Annotated in this window: 19 protein-coding genes and 1 tRNA gene; 12 read left to right on the forward strand and 8 right to left on the reverse strand. The window is 68.8% G+C overall.

Annotated features, from left to right (window positions below; translation table 11 throughout):
- Positions 1 to 3: 3 nt before the first annotated feature.
- Genes HMF7854_RS14455 through cysQ form a run of 4 tightly spaced genes read left to right on the forward strand, consistent with a single transcriptional unit; the run spans position 4 to position 2309 of the window.
- Positions 4 to 369 carry an acyl-CoA thioesterase gene (locus tag HMF7854_RS14455; protein WP_239017003.1) on the forward strand — a complete coding sequence of 122 codons (366 nt, stop codon included), beginning with the start codon at positions 4 to 6 and terminating at the stop codon, positions 367 to 369.
- Positions 366 to 674 carry a hypothetical protein gene (locus HMF7854_RS14460; RefSeq protein WP_126719845.1) on the forward strand — a complete coding sequence of 103 codons (309 nt, stop codon included), beginning with the start codon at positions 366 to 368 and terminating at the stop codon, positions 672 to 674. The genes HMF7854_RS14455 and HMF7854_RS14460 overlap by 4 nt, the downstream gene beginning before the upstream one ends.
- 31 nt (positions 675 to 705) lie before the next feature.
- A complete protein-coding gene (locus HMF7854_RS14465) occupies positions 706 to 1485 on the forward strand; it encodes an SDR family oxidoreductase (RefSeq protein ID WP_126719846.1) in 780 nt (259 codons plus the stop codon).
- Positions 1486 to 1487: 2 nt separating this feature from the next.
- Entirely contained in the window at positions 1488 to 2309 is an 822-nt protein-coding gene (cysQ, locus tag HMF7854_RS14470) for a 3'(2'),5'-bisphosphate nucleotidase CysQ (RefSeq protein ID WP_126719847.1), read from the forward strand.
- Here the strand turns inward: cysQ and HMF7854_RS14475 are convergent.
- Positions 2306 to 2593 (reverse strand): hypothetical protein, encoded by a 288-nt coding sequence (locus HMF7854_RS14475; protein ID WP_126719848.1) that lies wholly within the window; start codon positions 2591 to 2593, stop codon positions 2306 to 2308. The genes cysQ and HMF7854_RS14475 overlap by 4 nt on opposite strands.
- A gap of 127 nt (positions 2594 to 2720) precedes the next feature.
- Between HMF7854_RS14475 and HMF7854_RS14480 the strand changes: the two genes are divergently transcribed.
- Complete coding sequence (locus HMF7854_RS14480) at positions 2721 to 3647, forward strand: helix-turn-helix domain-containing protein (protein ID WP_126719849.1); 927 nt, start codon at positions 2721 to 2723, stop codon at positions 3645 to 3647.
- A gap of 41 nt (positions 3648 to 3688) precedes the next feature.
- On the opposite strand, the gene HMF7854_RS14485 is transcribed toward HMF7854_RS14480, so the two are convergent.
- Positions 3689 to 3764 (reverse strand) — tRNA-Val (locus tag HMF7854_RS14485).
- A 168-nt stretch (positions 3765 to 3932) separates the two neighbouring features.
- Positions 3933 to 4496: a helix-turn-helix domain-containing protein gene (locus HMF7854_RS14490; RefSeq protein WP_126719850.1), complete on the reverse strand. Its 564-nt coding sequence runs from the start codon at positions 4494 to 4496 to the stop codon at positions 3933 to 3935.
- A 92-nt stretch (positions 4497 to 4588) separates the two neighbouring features.
- Between HMF7854_RS14490 and HMF7854_RS14495 the strand changes: the two genes are divergently transcribed.
- The 3 genes from HMF7854_RS14495 (at position 4589) to HMF7854_RS14505 (ending at position 6322) form a co-directional block, all read left to right on the forward strand.
- Positions 4589 to 5092, forward strand: coding sequence for a DUF6456 domain-containing protein (locus HMF7854_RS14495; protein WP_221766454.1), 504 nt, complete (start codon positions 4589 to 4591; stop codon positions 5090 to 5092).
- 90 nt (positions 5093 to 5182) lie between these two features.
- Positions 5183 to 5833 carry a glutathione S-transferase family protein gene (locus tag HMF7854_RS14500; protein WP_126719851.1) on the forward strand — a complete coding sequence of 217 codons (651 nt, stop codon included), beginning with the start codon at positions 5183 to 5185 and terminating at the stop codon, positions 5831 to 5833.
- Between the two features lie 93 nt (positions 5834 to 5926).
- Positions 5927 to 6322, forward strand: coding sequence for a JAB domain-containing protein (locus tag HMF7854_RS14505; RefSeq protein ID WP_126719852.1), 396 nt, complete (start codon positions 5927 to 5929; stop codon positions 6320 to 6322).
- Positions 6323 to 6490: 168 nt separating this feature from the next.
- Here HMF7854_RS14505 and HMF7854_RS14510 read toward each other — a convergent pair whose 3' ends face one another.
- The 4 genes from HMF7854_RS14510 to HMF7854_RS14525 all read right to left on the reverse strand — a co-directional run bounded on the left by HMF7854_RS14510 (position 6491) and on the right by HMF7854_RS14525 (position 11953).
- Positions 6491 to 7213 (reverse strand): methyltransferase domain-containing protein, encoded by a 723-nt coding sequence (locus HMF7854_RS14510; RefSeq protein ID WP_126719853.1) that lies wholly within the window; start codon positions 7211 to 7213, stop codon positions 6491 to 6493.
- Positions 7203 to 8330 (reverse strand): peptide chain release factor 2, encoded by a 1128-nt coding sequence (gene prfB, locus HMF7854_RS14515; RefSeq protein WP_126719854.1) that lies wholly within the window; start codon positions 8328 to 8330, stop codon positions 7203 to 7205. Before prfB ends, HMF7854_RS14510 begins: the two co-directional genes overlap by 11 nt.
- A 97-nt stretch (positions 8331 to 8427) precedes the next feature.
- On the reverse strand, positions 8428 to 11004 hold the full coding sequence (locus tag HMF7854_RS14520) for a penicillin-binding protein 1A (RefSeq protein WP_126719855.1): 2577 nt from the start codon (positions 11002 to 11004) through the stop codon (positions 8428 to 8430).
- Positions 11005 to 11053: 49 nt separating this feature from the next.
- A complete protein-coding gene (locus HMF7854_RS14525; RefSeq protein ID WP_126719856.1) occupies positions 11054 to 11953 on the reverse strand; it encodes an N-acetylmuramoyl-L-alanine amidase family protein in 900 nt (299 codons plus the stop codon).
- A gap of 401 nt (positions 11954 to 12354) precedes the next feature.
- Between HMF7854_RS14525 and HMF7854_RS14530 the strand changes: the two genes are divergently transcribed.
- The 3 genes from HMF7854_RS14530 (at position 12355) to HMF7854_RS14540 (ending at position 17263) form a co-directional block, all read left to right on the forward strand.
- Positions 12355 to 15099 carry an Rne/Rng family ribonuclease gene (locus HMF7854_RS14530; RefSeq protein ID WP_185829300.1) on the forward strand — a complete coding sequence of 915 codons (2745 nt, stop codon included), beginning with the start codon at positions 12355 to 12357 and terminating at the stop codon, positions 15097 to 15099.
- Positions 15100 to 15194: 95 nt separating this feature from the next.
- Entirely contained in the window at positions 15195 to 16550 is a 1356-nt protein-coding gene (locus HMF7854_RS14535) for a M48 family metalloprotease (RefSeq protein WP_126719858.1), read from the forward strand.
- On the forward strand, positions 16550 to 17263 hold the full coding sequence (locus HMF7854_RS14540; RefSeq protein ID WP_126719859.1) for a DsbA family protein: 714 nt from the start codon (positions 16550 to 16552) through the stop codon (positions 17261 to 17263). The genes HMF7854_RS14535 and HMF7854_RS14540 overlap by 1 nt, the downstream gene beginning before the upstream one ends.
- Positions 17264 to 17300: 37 nt before the next feature.
- Here HMF7854_RS14540 and HMF7854_RS14545 read toward each other — a convergent pair whose 3' ends face one another.
- Complete coding sequence (locus HMF7854_RS14545) at positions 17301 to 17621, reverse strand: hypothetical protein (protein WP_185829301.1); 321 nt, start codon at positions 17619 to 17621, stop codon at positions 17301 to 17303.
- 262 nt (positions 17622 to 17883) lie between these two features.
- Between HMF7854_RS14545 and HMF7854_RS14550 the strand changes: the two genes are divergently transcribed.
- Positions 17884 to 18237 carry a hypothetical protein gene (locus tag HMF7854_RS14550; protein WP_126719860.1) on the forward strand — a complete coding sequence of 118 codons (354 nt, stop codon included), beginning with the start codon at positions 17884 to 17886 and terminating at the stop codon, positions 18235 to 18237.
- Positions 18238 to 18262: the final 25 nt, after the last annotated feature.

An 18262-nucleotide genomic window follows, 5' to 3' on the forward strand; every position in this document is an offset into this window, starting at 1 on the left:
GGAATGCGGGCGCCCCTCATCCGCACCACGGCCATGCCGACCGACACCAACCCCTATGGCGGGGTGTTTGGCGGCTGGCTGATGGGGCAGATGGGGCTCGCCTGCGGCTCGTTCGCCTCGCGCCATACGGGCGGCAAGGCGATCCTCGTCGCCGCCGACGAGCTGACCTTCCCCGGCGCGATGCAGGTCGGCGACGAGCTCAGCGTTTATGTCCAGCCGGTGAAGCAGGGCCGTACGTCGCTCCGCCTGCGCGCCGAAGCCGTCGGGCGGGAGCGCGACGGCGACCGGGAGACGCTCGTCGCCACCGGCCTCTTCACCTTCGTCGCGCTCGATGCCGAGGGTCGGCCGCGCGCCATTGAAGCGGCATGATCCCGGCCAACGACGATCCGCTGCCCGACGGTCGCCGCGCGCTGCTGCAGCGAGCACAGATGGCCGGCGGGGGGCTGCTCGCCCTAGTGGTGCTGCCGGTCGGGCTGGCGCATTGGCTGGTGGGAACGCCGCTGCTGGTCGCGCTTGCGATCGACGCCTTCTGGCTGATCCTGCTCGTGGTGCTGATCTTCCGCCGCGAGACCGATGCGGAGGGGCTCGGCTGGGCGGGCATGCTGGCGCTGTTCACCGCCACCCCCGCGACGCTAGTGCTCGCCCTACTTTACGGGATCGCCGCTTCGTGGTGAGGCCCGAAAAACGGCTACAGGAGATGCGCGCATGAAGATCGACGGAATCGCAGCGGTAGTGACCGGGGGCGCGTCCGGCCTGGGCGAGGCGACCGCCCGCGAACTCGCCTCGCGCGGGGCTAAGGTCGCCATCTTCGACCGCGATCCGGACAAAGGGGAGAAGGTCGCGGCCGAGATCGGCGGCGTCTTCTGCGAGGTCGACGTGACCAGCGACGAGAAGGTCGCCGCCGCCTTCGCGAAGGCGCGCGAGGCGCACGGGCAGGAACGGGTGCTGGTTAACTGCGCCGGGGTCGCCAACGCGGTGAAGACCGTCGGGCGTGACAAGGAGACCGGCGCGGTCAAGATGTACCCGATTTTCCAGTTCGAGCTCGCCATCCAGATCAACCTGATCGGCTCGTTCCGCTGCATCGCCCACTCGGCGGCCGGGATGGTTGACCTCGATCTGCTCGAGGATGGCGAGAAGGGCTGCATTATCAACACCGCCTCGGTCGCCGCCGAGGACGGGCAGATCGGCCAGGCCGCCTATTCCGCCTCCAAGGGCGGGGTGCTGGCAATGGCGCTGCCAATCGCGCGCGACCTGATGGGCGAAGGCGTCCGGGTCAACACCATCCTCCCGGGCGTGTTCAAGACGCCGATGGTCGCGATGATGCCGGAGAAGGTACAGGACGCGCTGGGCGCCCAAGTGCCCTTCCCCAAGCGGCTCGGCAAGGCCGAGGAATATGGCAAGCTCGCCGCCTTCATCGTCGAGACGCCCTATCTCAATGCCGAGAGCATCCGGCTCGACGGCGGGATCCGGATGGCGCCGCGCTGAGCATGGCCGACCGCGCGCTGCTCACTGCGCTGGCCGAAACGGCGCGGGCCGCTGGCGAGGAAATCCTTGCCCTCGTCCGCCGCGGCTTCGAGATCGAGCAGAAGCGCGACCAGTCCCCAGTTACCGTCTGCGACCGCGCCGCCGAGGCGGTGATCCTCGACGCGCTGGCGCGCCTCGCTCCCGACGTTCCGGTGATCGCGGAGGAAGAGGTCGCGGCCGGGCGCATCCCGCTGCACGGCGACACCTTCTTCCTCGTCGATCCGCTCGACGGGACCAAGGAGTTCGTGCGTGGGGGCGACGACTACACGGTGAACATCGGCCTGATCGAAGCCGGCGCGCCGGTGCTCGGGGTCGTGTTCGCACCGGCGACCCAGATCCTGCACGCCGGCCGGGTCGGGGACGAGGCATGGGTCGAGACAATCGCCGGGCGCGCTGCGATCCGGACCCGGGCGCGGCCGGAGCAGGTGACGGCCGTCGCCTCCAAATCGCATCTCACCCAGTCGACCGTCGACTATCTCGCGGCGGTGGGGACCGCCGGGCATGTCTCGATCGGCTCGAGTCTGAAATTCTGCCTTCTCGCCGAGGGCCGGGCAGACCTCTACCCGCGACTGTCCCCGACCAGCGAGTGGGACACCGCCGCCGGCCATGCGGTGCTGCTCGCCGCGGGTGGCCGCTGCGATGCGCCGGAGGGCGGGCCGCTGCGCTATGGCAAGCGCGGCTTTATCAACCGCGGGTTCCTGGCGACGGGCGGGTGGGAAGCCCCATCGCTCGCCCCTTTCCTGGCTGACTTCGCCGGCGGCGGGGACCGGCCGCAAGGCGTTTAGCGCCGGCGCCGGTCGCCGGTGCGAAGCAGTTCGCTCCAGAACGGCTCATTTGCCTTGCGATCTACGGGCGCGCAGTGAAGCTGCAGTGCCCCGGCATGACAGCGCGCGCGGGCGATGTCGGCCCGCAGCCGATGGCAGGTGTCGCTGTCCACACCGCCCGCCAGAAGATGGTCGACGGTCCTTCCCGCCTGGCGAAGCGCGACCTCGAGCTCGGCCAGCCACGCCGCGAAACTCTCCTCCGGTGATCCTGCCTGTGGGTTGCCCATGTCCATCGTCCGCTGCACGCCCCATCAACTCCCCGCGTGGTTGATCGCAGCCGAACATTCGGTCCGCAGCGGACGGGAAAGCGAGTGACAACTCCGGATTGCCGACTAATCTGGTCCGGCTCGGTTTGGTTGACATGGGGGTGTCATGACCGCTGCGACTTGGGCCAAGGCCGCCAATGATTTTTGGGGCGAAGCGCCCGTCCTTCTCGCCGCCGATTCGCTGCTGTCCGAACAGCGGGCGCGCCGAACGCTGGAAGCCAGTGGGCTGCGCATCACCGGCCCGGTCGACTTGCTTGCCGCGCCCCAGCGGTTGGCCGAGCAGGCACGTGCCAGCGCGGTGTGGGTAGAGCTCAGTGTCGACGGCGGCGCACCGATGGACCGGCTGCTCGAGCGGCTCGACCAGGATGTGCGCGACGGCCGTTATCCCGCGGTCGTCTCCGCCCCTGTCGAGCTGATCGACGCCGTCCTTGCGATCGCCTCGGGCGCCGATATCCAGCTGGTCGTCGACGGCAGCGAGGCCGAGCGGCTGACGGCGCTGGCGATCGCGCGCTCGGGTGCCGGTCGGGCGAGCAGCGTCCATGACGCCGCTGCGGACTCCCAGTCGAACCGGCTCCGCCAACTGTCGGACGAGGTCAGCCGGATCGCCGCGACCCTTGCCCGACTGTCGACCGGGCCGGGGGCCGTCGGGCTGGCCCCGATCGCACTGGCGCCGCCGGGGGATGCCCCTCCCTCGGTTCAACCCGAGCAGCTTCGTGCAATCATCCGAGCGCGCCGGCTCCGCGCAAATTATTTCAGCGCAGACCTGTTTGCCGATCCCGCGTGGGACATGCTGCTCGACTTGCTGCAGGCGGAGATCGCGCAGCATCGGGTGCCCGTGTCGAGCCTGTGCATCGCCGCGGCGGTTCCGTCCACGACAGCGCTCCGCTGGATCAAGACGATGACGGACAGCGGCCTGCTCCATCGCCGTAACGACCCGCACGACGGACGGCGGGTGTTCATCGAACTGGCGCCCGCGACCAGCCAGTCGATGCGCCGCTATTTCGCCGAGGTCGGGAAGATGCTGCCGATCTGAGCGGCGATAGCTCGGGCGCGCACGACGGTTCGGGCGGACGATGGTGGGCGCTGACGGGTTCGAACCGCCGACCTACTCGGTGTAAACGAGCCGCTCTACCAGCTGAGCTAAGCGCCCGACATGCGGAAGCGCGGAAATAGGAGGTTTTGCGCCCCCGTCAACTCGGCGGGGACCGCAGCGCTTGGGCATGATGGCGGGGCTGCCCTGCTCGTCTGGAATGGCGCTGCGAGTTCCACTCCCTGCGTCGGTGCCGCGAACGTGGTGCCGAGGCCAGGGCCGGCATCGTCAGAGCGTGCGGAGCAGGCGAACGGCGACCGCCCCCCACGGCGGATCGCTGATGACGAGCTGTCGGGCGCCGACCCCGACCGGGAGCAGGTGGAGCTTGCCCGCCTCGCGGCCGATCAGGCGACCGAACAGGAAGCGGCCGGCCGGTCGCGGAACCAGCACGTCGCGGTTGAGCGCCTTGCCGAAATCGTCCGGGCCCAGCCGGTCGCACCAGATCTCGTCTCCCGTGCGATACTCGCCAATGCTGCCCGCGACGGTGATCGCGACCTGGCCCGCGGCGGGTCGCGGCGCAACGAGTTCCACTGTGCGCCGGGGGGCCGCAGCGCCGCTTCCACCCAGCACCGCGACGACCGGCACCTCCTGCCGTTCCGGGTGATCGACGAGGTCGCCGGCATCGACCCCCAGTGCGTCCGCGATGCGGTTGAGCCAGCCGACCGACACGGTCCGGGTGCCCGTCTCCAGCCGACCGATCGTCTGCGCAGTCGTCGGTGGCCGACAGCGATGGCCGACTTCCTCGAGAGTCAGTCCCTTCGAGCGGCGGACTTCCCGGATGCGCGTGATCATAAGACCCCCAGATATAACCATATCGGTTTTCCTCTGTCCTACAGATTTGCCATTGTGGCAACCCCCTCCTTCCTCGATTCGCGGAGATGGGAATGGCACGACGGGACCATGGCCGATTGCTGGTAGAACGCGCCCTGGACGGCAATGACCGGGGAGGGCGCGCAGCGAAGCAGCGGGCGATCCCCGCCCGCTCGGTCACGGTGAACCTCGCCGAATCCCCGCTTGGATGGCTGTTCGCCCACAAGCAGATCAGCGAGCGCCAGTTCGATGCCGGGGAGCGGCTGCGGGACGACTATGAACGCTCGCAGCTAGGGGCTCGGATCACGATGGACTGGAGCGGCGCGCCGCTTGCGCAAAGCCGCGGCGGCAGCGCGGAAGCGCTCGACTCCACCAGCGCGCAGGTCGAGGCCAGGCGGCGGTTCGATGCCGCGCTGGCCGCCGCCGGACCGGGCCTGTCGGACATCCTCTGGCGGGTGGTGTGCAGCGGCGACGGGATGCGTGAAGCAGAGACGGCGTTGGGCTGGCCGGCGCGCGCGGGCAAGCTGGTGCTTTCGCTTGCCCTCGATCGCGTGGCGGACTTCTACCGCATCGGTTGAGGCCGGCATGCTTGCGGGTCTGGGGACGAGCCGTCATTCTGCCGACCCACCGGGCTAATGAGCATCGGCCCTTTACAGGAGCGTTGTTCGATGATCGTCTATGGCTCGCCGCTGTCGCCGTTCGTCCGCAAGGTGCTCGCCTTCTGCGCGGAGAAGGGGATTGTGGTTGAGAACCGCCCGACGCGGATCGGCGATACCGACCCGGCATTTCGCGCCGCCTCGCCGTTCGGGAAGATGCCAGCGCTGGTCGACGGCGACTACGCCCTCGCCGACAGCTCGGCGATCATCCACTATTTCGAAGCGCTGCACCCCGAGCCGGCGCTCATCCCGGCGGAGCCGCGGGCGCGCGGCAAGGTCGTATGGTTCGAGGAGTTCGCCGACACGATCCTGTTCGGCTGCGGGCAGAAGATGTTCTTCAACCGGATGGTTGCGCCGCGCTTCCTCGGGATCCCGGGTGACGAAGCTGCCGCGGCGAAAGCCGAGGCGGAGGAATTGCCGCCGATCCTCGACTATCTCGAGACGGTCGCGCCGGACGGAGACGGCTATCTGGTCGGCAATGCGCTGACCCTCGCCGACCTCGCCGTGGTGAGCCCCTTCGCCAACTTTGCCCATCTCGGAATTCGGGTTGACGAAGGCAGCCATCCGCGGCTCGCCGCCTATGTGGCGCGGATCCTGTCCCGACCCAGCTTCGCCGCCTCGATCGAGAAGGAGCGCGCGACGATCGCACGCTTCGCAGCCTAGGCTGCACCGGAACGGACCTGTTCTCGCGACAGCCGGTCCGAAGCGGATCCGAAGCGGGCTGAGGGCAGCGTGTGGGCGCGCTAGCCTTGTCGCATGCGGTACCAGCCCGCCCTCCCCGCCACTCTCGCCGGCAGCCACGCCGCCCGCGCCTTCTTCGCCGACTGCTTCGCCGGCCTGACCAGCGAAGCACTATGGGTCGCCCACCTCGACAACAACACCAGATGTATCCACCTCAGCCATCATCCGGGAGCGGAAGCGATGGTCGAGCTTCCAATCCGCCAGATCATCGCGGACGCGGTACGCTATGGCAGCACCGGTATCGTTCTCGCGCACAATCATCCGAGCGGCGACGCGCGGCCCAGTGCCAGCGACCGCGCCGCGACCCGCCGCCTCGCCTGCGCGGCCGAGGCGATCGATCTGACCCTGCTCGACCATCTCGTCTTCGCTGGAAGCGAGTGCAGCAGCTTTCGCCGTCTCGGCCTACTTTGAAAGATTCAATTAGAAGGCGAAACGGTCTGGCAACGAGGCGCGCCACGCGATGATCCCGCCAAGACGAGACCTGACTTTAGTAGGATCGATCGTGCGCCGGAGCGTAGCCGCGCCAGCCTAAAAGCCAGGGTACACACAGAGGCTTGATGCAAACGGCACCAAGCCGCTTCAGGCTGCCGGGGCCTCGCGGCAAGGTTTGATCTTTTCCGGCACCGGCTTGGCCGCGGTGGCGGCGAAGGCGGCGAAATAGCTGTCGGTGCCCTCGATCCGCTGGAAGCGGGTCATCGACAGCCCGACCGCGCCGAACTCGCAGCGCAGCAGGTCAGGGGGCGTGCCATGGCGACGCGTCGGGCGCTCGGCGTCGACCACCACGGCCTCCCCACCCCTCTTCAGCCCGTCGCGCATGTGCCAGAGGAAAGCGTAGGGGCTCTCCACCTCGTGGTACATGTGGACCATGAAGATCCGGTCGAAGCTGCCCGGCGGCAGCTTGGGATCGTCGGGCAGCCCGAGCCGAACCGCGACATTGTCGAGGTTCTCGCGCTGAACCCGCTCGGCCAGCGCGTCGCGGGTTTCCGGGACGATGTCCTCGGCCAACACCCGCCCCTTGGCGCCCACCACGGGCGCGAGCCGGACCGTGTAGTAGCCTTCGCCGGCGCCGATGTCCGCGACCTGCATGCCCGGGCGCACCCCGGCCATCTGCATCACCATCTCGGCCTCGCCGGCGCGATCGCGGGCGTCCTCGGTCGAGAAGCTGTCCGAGACGATCGGCGCGACCGCGCGCTCGGCTGCGGGAAAGCCCTGCCTCGCCGTCGGTCGTGCCTGGCACGAGGCGAGCCCCGCCAAGAGCGCGAGCGTAGCGAGGGCGCGTTCGTTCAAGCCGCTATTCGACATCCTCGACCTCGACCTTCTCGCCGGTGACCCGCTGCGACAGCGCCGCGGCCATGAACCGGTCGAGTTCGCCGTCGAGCACGTCGCCCGGCGCGGTCGAGGTAACGCCGGTACGCAGGTCCTTCACTAGCTGATATGGCTGGAGGACATAGGAGCGAATCTGGTGGCCCCAGCCGATGTCGGTCTTGCCGGCGTTCTGGGCGTTGGCCTCGGCCTCGCGCTTCTGCAGCTCGGCCTCGTAAAGACGCGCCTTGAGCTGCTTCATCGCCTCGGCGCGGTTCTTGTGCTGCGAGCGCTGGTTCTGGCAGGCAACCACGATCCCCGTCGGGATGTGAGTGATCCGCACCGCGCTGTCGGTCGTGTTGACGTGCTGCCCGCCCGCGCCCGACGAACGGTAGGTGTCGATGCGGAGGTCCTTTTCCTCGACGGTTATGTCGATGTCCTCGTCGACTTCCGGATAGACCCACACGCTGGCGAAGCTGGTGTGGCGCCGCGCCGAGCTGTCGTAGGGGCTGATCCGAACCAGCCGGTGGACCCCGCTCTCGACCTTGAGGTTGCCGTACGCGTTCTCGCCCTTCACCAGCAACGTCGCCGACTTGATGCCGGCCTGCTCGCCCGAGTGGAAGTCGACCAGCTCGACCTTCATGCCATGCCGCTCGGCCCAGCGCGAATACATGCGCTGGAGCATCGAGGCCCAATCCTGACTCTCGGTTCCGCCGGCGCCGGCGTTCACCTCGACATAGCTGTTGTTGGCATCCGCCTCGCCCGCCAGCAGAGCCGCGACCTTGTCCTTCTCGGCCCGGTCGGCGAGGTCGGCGAGGCTGCGCACCCCGTCGTCGACCAAACTGTCGTCGCCTTCCACTTCGGCCATCTCGATCAGCTCGACCGTGTCCTGAAGCTCGGTCTCGAGCTTGCGGGTGGCGCCGATCGCCTCGTCCAGCCGGCGCCGTTCGCGCATGACTTCCTGGGCCGCCTTGGGATCGTTCCACAGCGACGCATCCTCGACCTTGGCGTTGAGCTCCTCCAGCCGACGCAACGCGCGGTCCCAGTCGAGGAAGCGGCGCAGCAGCGCGGTCGCGGCGTTGATCTGGTCGACGTGGGCTTGCGCTTCGGCGCGCATGGGCTTCTCCGCAGCTACCCGGCGGGTGCCGGGGCAAAACATGTCGTCACCCGACACCCGGCCTCGGCCGGGACCCGGGCGATCCTTCGCGGACGGCCTAGTAAATCCCGCCCTGCTTTTGCAAGAAGTCGCTCTCGTCCGACTTGGGCCTGGTCGCGACCGCGACCGCCGGTGCACGGCGCGGCCGGGCCTCCCGCGGCGCCGACGCGCGCCGGGTCGGAGCCTCGGCGGCCGACGCGACCTCCTGCCTCGTTCCGACCGTCCGCCGCGGCTCGGTCTCGGGCTGGAAAGCCTCCCAGATGACTTCGCTCTTGGGATCCTCGTTGACCGGGAACGTGCCGTAGACCTTGCGCCCGCTGGCGCGGTCGATCCGCACCATCCGGATACCGGGCGGAGCAATGAAGGGCACGGCCGGCTGGTCCTTGAGCGCGATCTGCGCCCACTGCTTGAAGATCGGCGCGGCAGTCCGTCCGCCCTGCGCATAGCCGCCGAGTGAGCGGGGCTGGTCGAAGCCGAGATAGGTGCCGCTGACGATCTCCGGCGTGCCGCCGACGAACCAAACGTTGGTCGGGCCGGAAGTCGTGCCCGTCTTGCCGAACAGCGGCCGGTTCAGATCGCGCAGGACGGTCGCGGTGCCGCGCTCGATCACGCCCTCCATGATGTGCACCATCTGATAGGCGGCCATCGGGTCGAGCAGCTGCCGGGTGCGCGAGGGCGGCCGCGGCATCGCCTTGCCGTCCCATTCCGCCATGTTGCAATTGTCCATCACCGCGCAGCGATTGTCGCTGCGGAAGATGACCTTGCCGTCGCGGTTCTGGACATAATCGATGGTGGTCTGGGTCACCGACCGGCCATGGTTGGCGAGGATCGCGTAGGCGTTGACCAGCCGGGCCACGGTGGTCTCGCCGGCGCCGAGCGAGAAGGCGAGATAAGGCTGGTAGTTGCCGACCCCGAGTTTGGCGGCGGTCGCGACGACCTTGGGCATGCCGGTCTGAAGCGCAGCGCGCAGGGTCATCAGGTTGCGCGACTGTTCGACACCCCAGCGCATCGTCTTGGGTCCGGCATAGCTGCCATCGAAGTTACGGAAACATTTGTCGGGCAGACCCGGACCCTGGGTCGCGCAGAGCGGCGCGTCGAGGAGGATGCTGGCCGGATTGAGCCCGTTCTCCAGCGCCGTCTCGTAGACGATCGGCTTGAACGAGGAACCCGGCTGGCGGAGCGCCTGGGTCGCGCGGTTGTAGCTGCTGTTCTGGACGTCGAAGCCGCCCTGCATGGCGAGCACGCGGCCGGTGCGGACCTCCTGCGCGAGCATTCCGCCGCCCACTTCGGGCAGCGAGCGCAGCGCGAAGGTCGAACCGCCGACCCGCTTGACGATGATCACCATGCCCGGACGCAGGGAGCCGTAGGCCGCGCCGCCGACCCCGCGTTTCGGCATGACCGCGTTGCTGGCCGGGAGCGATCCGGTCGAGCCGTCGGGAAGCCCGATCTGTGCCGCGCCGCCTTCCTTGCTCAGCACCACCGCCTTGTACCAGTCGGGATAGCCGGTGCCGACCGGCGCCGAGAGCAGCTGCCCGCGCCAGTCGCGGTCCATGTCGATGCTGAGCTTGAGATCGGTCCAACCGCGCCCACCGTCGTAGCGAGTCATGCCGTCGCGCAGCGATTGCGCCATCGCGGTCTGCATCGCCGGGTTCATCGAGGTGCGCACCCACAGGCCGCCGCCGTAGACGCTGTTCGGTCCGTCCTTCGCATTCTCGCCGAACTTCTTGATTAGGGCGCGCCGCACCTCTTCCATGAAGTAGCCGCCCTGGTCGGCGAACACGGCATTGCTGCCGTACCGGACGGTGTCGAGCGGCTGCGCCTGCGCCTCCTTCCACTGTGCTTCGGTGATGTAGCCGTTCGCCGCCATCTCCTTCAGCACATAGTTGCGCCGGTTCAGCGCCCGTTGAGTGGCACGATCGGGGTCGTAGTTGCTGGGGGCCTTAGGCAGCACGGCGAGATAGGCGGCCTCGGGCAGGGTCAGCTGGTCCACGTCCTTGTTGAAATAGGCGCGCGCCGCCGCCTGGATCCCATAGGCGTTCCGGCCGAGGAAGATCTGGTTGAGGTAGAGCTCGAGGATCTGCTGCTTGCTGAGCGTCGATTCGAGCCGGAACGCGAGAATCGCCTCGCGGATCTTGCGGCCGACGTTGTAGCTGTTGTCCTGCAGCAGCGCCTTGGCGACCTGCTGCGTGATGGTCGAGCCGCCGCGTGCCCGTTCGCCCGTGGTCGCCTTCTTGCGCGCATAGTCGAACACCGCTCCGACCAGTCCGGGATAGTCGATCCCGCTATGGGTGAAGAAGTTCTTGTCCTCGGCCGAGGTGAAGGCCTGGACGATCAGCGGCGGGATCTCGTCATAGGCGAGCTCCACCCGACGCTCGCGCGCGAAGGTCTGGACTGGCTGCCCGTCGTAGCCGCGCACGTTGGTGGGAAGCGGCGGCTTGTAGGCGAGCAGGGTTTCCTCGCTCGGCAGCCCCGAGGCGAAGAAGATCCAGGTCGCGGTGACCAGCGCCCAGCCGAGTGCGATCGCGATGACCAGCGCCTTGAACCAGCCTCGTTGCCACTGACGATGGTACCAGTCGCTGGCGCGGCGGGTCGGACCGGTGAGGTCCGGGAAGCGGTTCAAGGTGAAGGCAGCCATGGAACGCCTGCTCTAGCCGCTCCCGACAGGCGGATAAAGCGGCTCTCTTCTAACGGCTTGCGACGGACTGGCGGGCGAGCTCGGCCTCGATCGTCTCGGCCAGTGCGGCGGCGATCCGCTCCCGTCCTTCCGGCGAGGCAAGCATCTTCTCGTCGTCGACGTTGCTGAGGTACCCGGCCTCGAACAGCACTGCCGGTGCCCGCGCGCTGCGCAACACCCGGAACGAGGCGAAGCGGTGGGGATCCGGGCGGAGCGCGACGCTCGAGGCGGCGGCACGGCGGACCAGCCGAGAAGCAAAGTCGGCGCTGTCCTCCATCTCATCATGGACGGCGAGCCCGGCAAGCAGCGCGCGGACCGACCCATCCGCCTCGGTCGACACCGGCTCGCCGGCGTTCTGGTGGGCGGCGAAGCGTGCGGCATCGGCATCCGAGGCCACGTCAGACAGCGAATAGACGGTGGCGCCACGTGCCAGCGGGTTGGGCGCGCTGTCGGCGTGAATGGAGAGGAACAGCCCGGCCCCAAGCCGCCGAGCGATCGACGCGCGCTCGTCCAGCGTCAGCGTGTCGTCCGCGCTGCGGGTCAGGGCGATCCGCACCCGCCCGTTGCGCGCGAGCCGATCGCGCACGGCCTCGGCGAGCGCCAGCGTGACCTGCTTCTCGCGGAGGCTGCCGGAAACCGAGGTTGCGCCCGGGTCGTGCCCGCCGTGACCCGCGTCGACGACGACCAGGGGTCGGCCGGCAACCCGGGCCTGGATCACGGCGACGCCGGACACGGCGGGCGCAAGCGCGAGGGTCAGCGATCCTTGCCGCGCTTCGCCTTCGGCCGCCGCGGCGTGAGCCCCCGCCGCGCTCGACCGCGCACTGCCGGACAGGGCTAGACTGACGACGAGCGCGGCCGCGGCGATGCCGCCGGCAACCCACCAACCGCGATGTCTCAACCGTTCCGTCACGCCCCGCCCCTAGTTCCGCATCGCTTATAGCACGGTTAACCTGCTATTTAGCATGGATTTCAGGATTTCCGGCAAAGCTGCGACGCTCAGCTTGTCCTTGACCTGCGTCAATGCTAGTCCAATGTTGTTCCGACGGCATTCGCCGGAACCGCTCACTACGGCGATTTTCCGTCCGTTTAGCGGTGTTTTGCAAGGTTGACGCTGCATGAGGTCCAAGACGTTCCGTACCCCGCTCCTCGTCGAGCTGGACGGACGTTTCCCGGAAGGCACCGGGGCGATCGCTGCAGCAGAGGCACACTCAGATACAATCGCCATCCGCCGCCCTAGCGCGCCGCCGATGGCCACAACTCGCGCGCGCCGCCCGGCCTCCACGCCCGCCGCGCGCGCCCGGAGACAATTCAATGACAATGCGCATGCTGATCGACGCGCGCCACCCGGAGGAAACCCGGGTCGCCGTCGCCAAGGGGAACCGGATCGAGGAGTTTGACTTCGAGTCTGAGGAGCACAAGCAGCTCAAGGGGAATATCTATCTCGCCAAGGTGACCCGCGTTGAACCGTCGCTCCAGGCGGCGTTCATCGAATATGGGGGCAACCGCCACGGCTTTCTCGCCTTCAGCGAGATCCACCCGGACTATTACCAGATCCCGAAGGCGGATCGCGAAGCGCTGCTTCGCGAAGAGGCCGAGCATGCCGCCGAGGAAGAGCGGTTGCGTGCCGCCGCCGACGACTATGAGCCGATTGACGGTCACCACGACGACGACGGCCTCGACGACCGCCCGGAGGAACCCGGCGATGAGCTCGAGGGGGACGACGATGCGGCCGAGCGGCCGAGCGAGGTCGGCACCGGATCGTCCCGCTCGCCGGTGGACGAGAGCGCCGCGGACGAGCTCCGCAAGAAGCGTCAGGCACTGCGCCGCCGCTACAAGATCCAGGACGTTATCCAGCGCCGTCAGGTGCTGCTGGTCCAGGTCGTCAAGGAAGAGCGCGGCAACAAGGGCGCGGCGCTGACCACCTACTTGAGCCTCGCCGGCCGCTATTGCGTGCTGATGCCCAACACGTCGCACGGCGGCGGGATCAGCCGGAAGATTTCCAACGGCGCGGATCGCAAGCGGCTCAAGTCGATCATGGCCGACCTGCAGTTGCCGCAGTCGATGGGGCTGATCGTGCGCACCGCCGGCCTCCAGCGGACCAAGACCGAGATCAAGCGCGACTTCGACTATCTCGCCCGTCTCTGGGACGAGATCCGCGAGAACACGCTGAAGTCGAGCGCACCGGCCCTCATCTACCGCGACAGCGACCTCATCAAGCGCGCCATCCGCGACCTCTATCACCGTGAGATCGACGAGGTGCTGGTCGAGGGCGAGGACGGCTATCGCGCGGCGCGCGGCTTCATGAAGCTGCTGATGCCGAGCCATGTGAAGCGCGTCCAGCTCCACGCCGAACCGACCCCGATCTTCCAGCGCTACGGGGTCGAGGACCAGCTCAACGCCATGTACCAGCCGCTGGTGCAGCTGAAGTCGGGCGGCTACCTCGTCATCAACCCGACCGAGGCGCTGGTCTCGATCGATATCAACTCGGGCCGCTCGACCCGCGAGCACAATATCGAGCAGACCGCCTTCGCCACCAACCTCGAGGCGGCGAACGAGATCGCTCGCCAGCTTCGCCTGCGCGACATGGCCGGACTTGTCGTCATCGACTTCATCGACATGGAACAGAACAGCCATGTCCGGAAGGTCGAGAAGGCGATGAAGGAAGCGCTGAAGAACGATCGGGCGCGCATCCAGATTGGCCGCATTTCCAGCTTCGGACTGATGGAGATGAGCCGCCAGCGGCTCCGCACCGGCGTTCTCGAGGCGTCGACCAAGGCCTGCCCGCACTGCGAGGGTACCGGTCTGATGCGCACCGCCTCGTCGGCGGGGCTGAGCGCGCTCAGGATCATCGAGGACGAAGCCGCCCGCGGCCGCGGCGAGCGGATCTGCCTGCGTGCGGGCCGCGAGGCCGCGATCTACGTGCTCAACAAGAAGCGCGCCGAGCTGGCCGACATCGAGGCGCGCTACGGCGTTACGGTTGAAGTGCTGGTCGACGAGACCTTCGAAGGCGCCCGCATGACCGTCGACAGCTCGGGCCCGCGCCCGGTTGCGCCACGACCGATGCCGGCTCCCGTCGCCATCCTGGATGACGAGGACGAGCCGGCGGTCGACGAGGTCGATGTCATCGAGGATGACGAGGAGCTCGAGTCCGCCGACGACGGCGATCGCGAGGAGCGCGGCGACGATGGCGAGCGCAACGGGCGTCGGCGTCGCCGACGGCGACGCGGCGGTCGCGGCCGCCACCGCCACGAGGAAGGCGACCAGTTCGCCGCCGCAGCGATGGATCAGGAGAGCGGCAACTCGATCGAGGCCGAAGCGCTCCAGGCCGACATGGACGAGGCGGATGCCGCCGAACCCACCGACGCCGAAGCCGGCGACCTCGAGGGGGAGGAGCGGAAGCGGCGGTCTAGAAGGGGTCGCCGTGGCGGTCGCCGTCGGCGCGAGGAGCTGCCGGGCGAGTTCCAGGCGGCCGAGACGTCGGGCGACGAGCAGCAGCCCGAGACGGCGGACGAGCAGCGCGAGGCTCCGCCGGCACCCGACGAGGCGCCGATGAAGGAGCCGGTTCCGTCCGAGGACCCATCGCCCGACACGGTCGAGGCGCCCGTCGAGGAGAAGCCCAAGGCCCGCCGCCGCCCGCGCGCCCGCAAGGTCGCCGAAACGGCCGCCGAGCCGGCCGCCGACACGGCGGACCAGCCGACCGCGGCGCCGGCCGTGACCGAGGCGGAAGCCCCGGTTGCGGCGGAAGCAGAAGCGGAAGCACCGGCCAAGCCGAAGCGCCGCTCGCGCGCCAAGAAGTCGGCTGACCCGGTTACCGCCCCGGCCGACGAGGCCGCGGTTGCTGACGCCGGGTCCGTCGCCGCCCAGCCCGCCGAAGCGGAACCCGCCGTCGCGGCGGCCCCGCCGCCGGTGGTGGGCGAGCCGATGGTCGAGGCCGCGGACGGCCCGATCGCCGACGGCATCGCCGAAACCGATGCCGGGGAAGCCCCGGCGGCCGACAACGACAGCAGCGAGGCCGCGTCGCCGCGGCGCGGCTGGTGGCAGCGAACCTTCGGCTGAGCCAGAACCAAGGGCGGTCGTTCCCGGCCGGGGATGACCGCCTTTCCATCCCTCTTTCACCCTGCGTTCAGCGCCCGGGTGGGAACAGGCGGAGGATGACGCGACATCCCCTGCTTTCCCGGGCCGCTCTCGGGCTCGCGCTCCTGTTCGCCGCGGCCCAGCCGGCGGCGGCCCAGAGCATCCTTCGCGACAGCGAGACCGAGGCGCTGTTCGCCGACGCGACCAAGCCGCTGGTCCAGGCCGCGGGGCTCAACCCCCGCAACGTCAACGTCGCGCTGATCAACGATCCCGAGATCAACGCCTTCGTCGCGACCGGCCAGACCGTCTACATCCAGACCGGCCTGCTCGAGGCCGCCGACAATGCCAACCAGCTGCAGGGCGTCATCGCGCACGAGCTGGGCCACGTCACCGCCGGCGACTCGATCCGCGCCGGCGAGGGCATGAAGCAGGCGACCGGGATCTCGATCCTCAGCCTCGTGCTCGGCGCCGCGGCAATGGCCGCGGGCGGCGGCGAGGCGGCGATGGGCGTCATGGCCGCCGGCCAGCAGGCCGCGCTCGGCAACCTCCTCGCCTTCACCCGGGTCCAGGAGACCAGCGCCGACCTCGCCGGCTCGCGCTTCCTGTCGGGCGCCGGGATCAGCGGCAAGGGCAGCATCGCCTTCTTCAAGAAGCTGCAGAACCAGGAATATCGCCTCGCCATCCCGCAGGACGACGCCTACGCGCGGACCCACCCGCTCTCGAGCGACCGGATCCAGACGCTGCAGGCGATCTACCAGAAGGACCCGGCTTGGAACCGGTCGACCGACCCCGTGCTCGAGGCGCGCTTCCAGCGGGTCAAGGCCAAGCTGATCGGCTATCTCGATCCGCAGCGCGCGACCCAGCTCTATCCCGAGACCGACCAGAGCGTCCCGGCGCACTACGCGCGGGCCTATGCCTATCACCAGGGCGCCTATCTCGACAAAGCGGTGGCGGAGGCCGACGCGTTGCTCCGGACCGCGCCCAACGATCCCTATTTCAACGAGCTGAAGGGCCAGATCCTGCTCGAGAGCGGCAAGCCAAAGGAGGCGCTCGAGCCGCTCCGGCTGGCAGTGCGCAATGCGCCCGACAAGCCGATGATCGCGGTGATGCTCGGCCATGCGCTGGTCGAGACCAACGACGCCAAGAACATGACCGAGGCCAAGTCGGTGCTGAAGGCGGCGGTCAACCGCGACAACGACAACCCGTTCGCCTGGTACCAAATGGGCGTGATCTACGAGCATGAGGGCGACGAGGCGCGCGCCTCGCTGGCGACGGCCGAGCGCTCCAACCTCGAGGGCGACGCCAAGCTGGCGCTCACCAGCGCGCGGCGGGCCATGGCCGGCCTGCCGCAGGGCACGCCCGACTATTTGCGCGCGCAGGACATCGCTATGGTCAGCGAAAGCGCGGCCAAGAAGGGCAAGAAGGGACGTTAGTGGCGAACGACGGGGGGAAATTGTGGGGCGCGGCGATCGGTGGCGGCATTGCCGGCGCGCTGCTGACGGCGGGCGCGGGTCTGCTGGCATTGCAGAGTGGCGCGGGCGACCGGCTGGTCCGAAGCGCGCTGCTGCGCCATCCCGACATGCTGGTGGAAACGGCGGACGCGCTGCGCGACCGGCAATATGCCCCGGTGCTCGCGGCCCAGCGCGCGGCGGTGGAGACCCCGTTCGGCTCATCCTGGCAGGGCGCGGCCAAGCCCGAGGTCACGCTGGTCGAGTTCTACGATTATGCCTGCACCTACTGCCGGGCCAGCCTGCCGGCGATCGCGCAGCTGCTGAAGGAGGACAAGGGCCTGCGGGTCGTCTACCGCGAGCTGCCGATCCTCGGACCGCAGAGCGTCGAGGCGTCGCGCGTGGCACTCGCCGCCAGCCAGGCCGGCCGCTTCAAGCAGTTCCACGACGCCATGTACAATGCGGGGCGCCCTGCGCCCGAGACCATTGCGGTCGCGGCCAAGGCCGCCGGCGTTCCGGCGACGGCGAACCAGGATCCCGCCCACGAGGCGGAGCTCAGGAAGAACTTCCAATTGGCCGGGCAGCTCGGCGCCACCGGAACCCCGCTGTTCATCGTCGGCGACCGGGTGATGAACGGCGCCGTCGGCTATGAGGTGCTGAAGAAGGCCATCGGGGACGCCCGCGCCGGCCGGAGCTGATCGAGGGGCGACGCACCGGCGCCGCCCCCCTTTTCAACTAGCGGTAGTAGCAGCGGCGCGAAGCGGTCGCGCTGCGATCGATCGCGCGCCCGGCGAGCGCACCGCCAGCCGCGCCGACCAGGGTGCCGGCGAGACCGCCGCCAATCAGCCCGCGGCCGAGCAGCGCACCGGCCGCACCACCGGCGATCAGCCCGGTCGTACCGGACGAGTGGCGGCAATATTTGCGGACATAATGGGTCCGGCTGGAATAGCTGTAGTAACCGTGGCGGCGATGACGCGCCTCGGCCGGGACCGCCACCGAGGTGACGGTCGACGCGGCGATCGCGGTCGCCATGATCATCTTCGAAATCTTACGCATGGTTTCCCTCTTGTTTGCGTCTCTGGAACGAGCCGCCAAAAAACTTGGTTCCGGGCCCATGAACGGGGACTGACGGGGTACGTCGGTAACGATGAGCCGAGCGTAGGGCAGCGGTGAGGCGCGCCCCGTCCGGATCCCTTCCGCGCGTTTCCTTACAGAGGATTTGCATGATGCCTCGCCACGACCATGCGCACCCGATGGCCAATGGCGCTTTAACCCTGAGCCTGGCTGTTAAGAGCGGTTTTCCGAGGGAGTGAGGGCGATGGCGAAGTCTGGCCTGATGGCGTTGGCAATCTTCCTGGCGGGGTCATCCGCCTCCGCCCAGACCGGGGCCTACTCCGGCCCCTACAACCTCAATCCCGGCGTCACCTGGAATGGCTCGCGCCTGTCCCCGGATGGGACGCGGCTGACGCGCTACACCGACCGGATCGCGATCGCCCTCCCCGGCCTGCAGCTCGCGATCACCCGGGACGGACTGGGCAAGGTCCGGTACGCATGGTCGGGCGAGGCGAGCCGCCAGCCCTTCATCAGCTGGGCGTGCGCCGCCGATCGCAGCCCGGCCCGGGCCGCCACGCTGCGCCATATCGTGGACGAGCTGCCGCTGCCGCGCGGGTAACCGCCGGGCGAACAGCCCAGCGGAG

Source organism: Sphingomonas ginkgonis, assembly GCF_003970925.1.
Taxonomy (GTDB): Bacteria; Pseudomonadota; Alphaproteobacteria; order Sphingomonadales; family Sphingomonadaceae; genus Sphingomicrobium; species Sphingomicrobium ginkgonis.

Bases quoted from the DNA above. Each gene is read 5' to 3' on its own strand.
- HMF7854_RS14495 (WP_221766454.1), top strand. From the start codon at position 4,589: ATGGCACGACGGGACCATGGCCGATTGCTGGTAGAACGCGCCCTGGAC.
- HMF7854_RS14530 (WP_185829300.1), top strand. From the start codon at position 12,355: ATGACAATGCGCATGCTGATCGACGCGCGCCACCCGGAGGAAACCCGG.
- cysQ (WP_126719847.1), top strand. From the start codon at position 1,488: ATGGCCGACCGCGCGCTGCTCACTGCGCTGGCCGAAACGGCGCGGGCC.
- HMF7854_RS14545 (WP_185829301.1), bottom strand. From the start codon at position 17,621: ATGCGTAAGATTTCGAAGATGATCATGGCGACCGCGATCGCCGCGTCG.
- HMF7854_RS14465 (WP_126719846.1), top strand. From the start codon at position 706: ATGAAGATCGACGGAATCGCAGCGGTAGTGACCGGGGGCGCGTCCGGC.
- HMF7854_RS14455 (WP_239017003.1), top strand. From the start codon at position 4: ATGCGGGCGCCCCTCATCCGCACCACGGCCATGCCGACCGACACCAAC.
- HMF7854_RS14550 (WP_126719860.1), top strand. From the start codon at position 17,884: ATGGCGAAGTCTGGCCTGATGGCGTTGGCAATCTTCCTGGCGGGGTCA.
- HMF7854_RS14500 (WP_126719851.1), top strand. From the start codon at position 5,183: ATGATCGTCTATGGCTCGCCGCTGTCGCCGTTCGTCCGCAAGGTGCTC.
- prfB (WP_126719854.1), bottom strand. From the start codon at position 8,330: ATGCGCGCCGAAGCGCAAGCCCACGTCGACCAGATCAACGCCGCGACC.
- HMF7854_RS14480 (WP_126719849.1), top strand. From the start codon at position 2,721: ATGACCGCTGCGACTTGGGCCAAGGCCGCCAATGATTTTTGGGGCGAA.
- HMF7854_RS14490 (WP_126719850.1), bottom strand. From the start codon at position 4,496: ATGATCACGCGCATCCGGGAAGTCCGCCGCTCGAAGGGACTGACTCTC.
- HMF7854_RS14535 (WP_126719858.1), top strand. From the start codon at position 15,195: ATGACGCGACATCCCCTGCTTTCCCGGGCCGCTCTCGGGCTCGCGCTC.
- HMF7854_RS14520 (WP_126719855.1), bottom strand. From the start codon at position 11,004: ATGGCTGCCTTCACCTTGAACCGCTTCCCGGACCTCACCGGTCCGACC.
- HMF7854_RS14510 (WP_126719853.1), bottom strand. From the start codon at position 7,213: ATGTCGAATAGCGGCTTGAACGAACGCGCCCTCGCTACGCTCGCGCTC.
- HMF7854_RS14505 (WP_126719852.1), top strand. From the start codon at position 5,927: ATGCGGTACCAGCCCGCCCTCCCCGCCACTCTCGCCGGCAGCCACGCC.
- HMF7854_RS14460 (WP_126719845.1), top strand. From the start codon at position 366: ATGATCCCGGCCAACGACGATCCGCTGCCCGACGGTCGCCGCGCGCTG.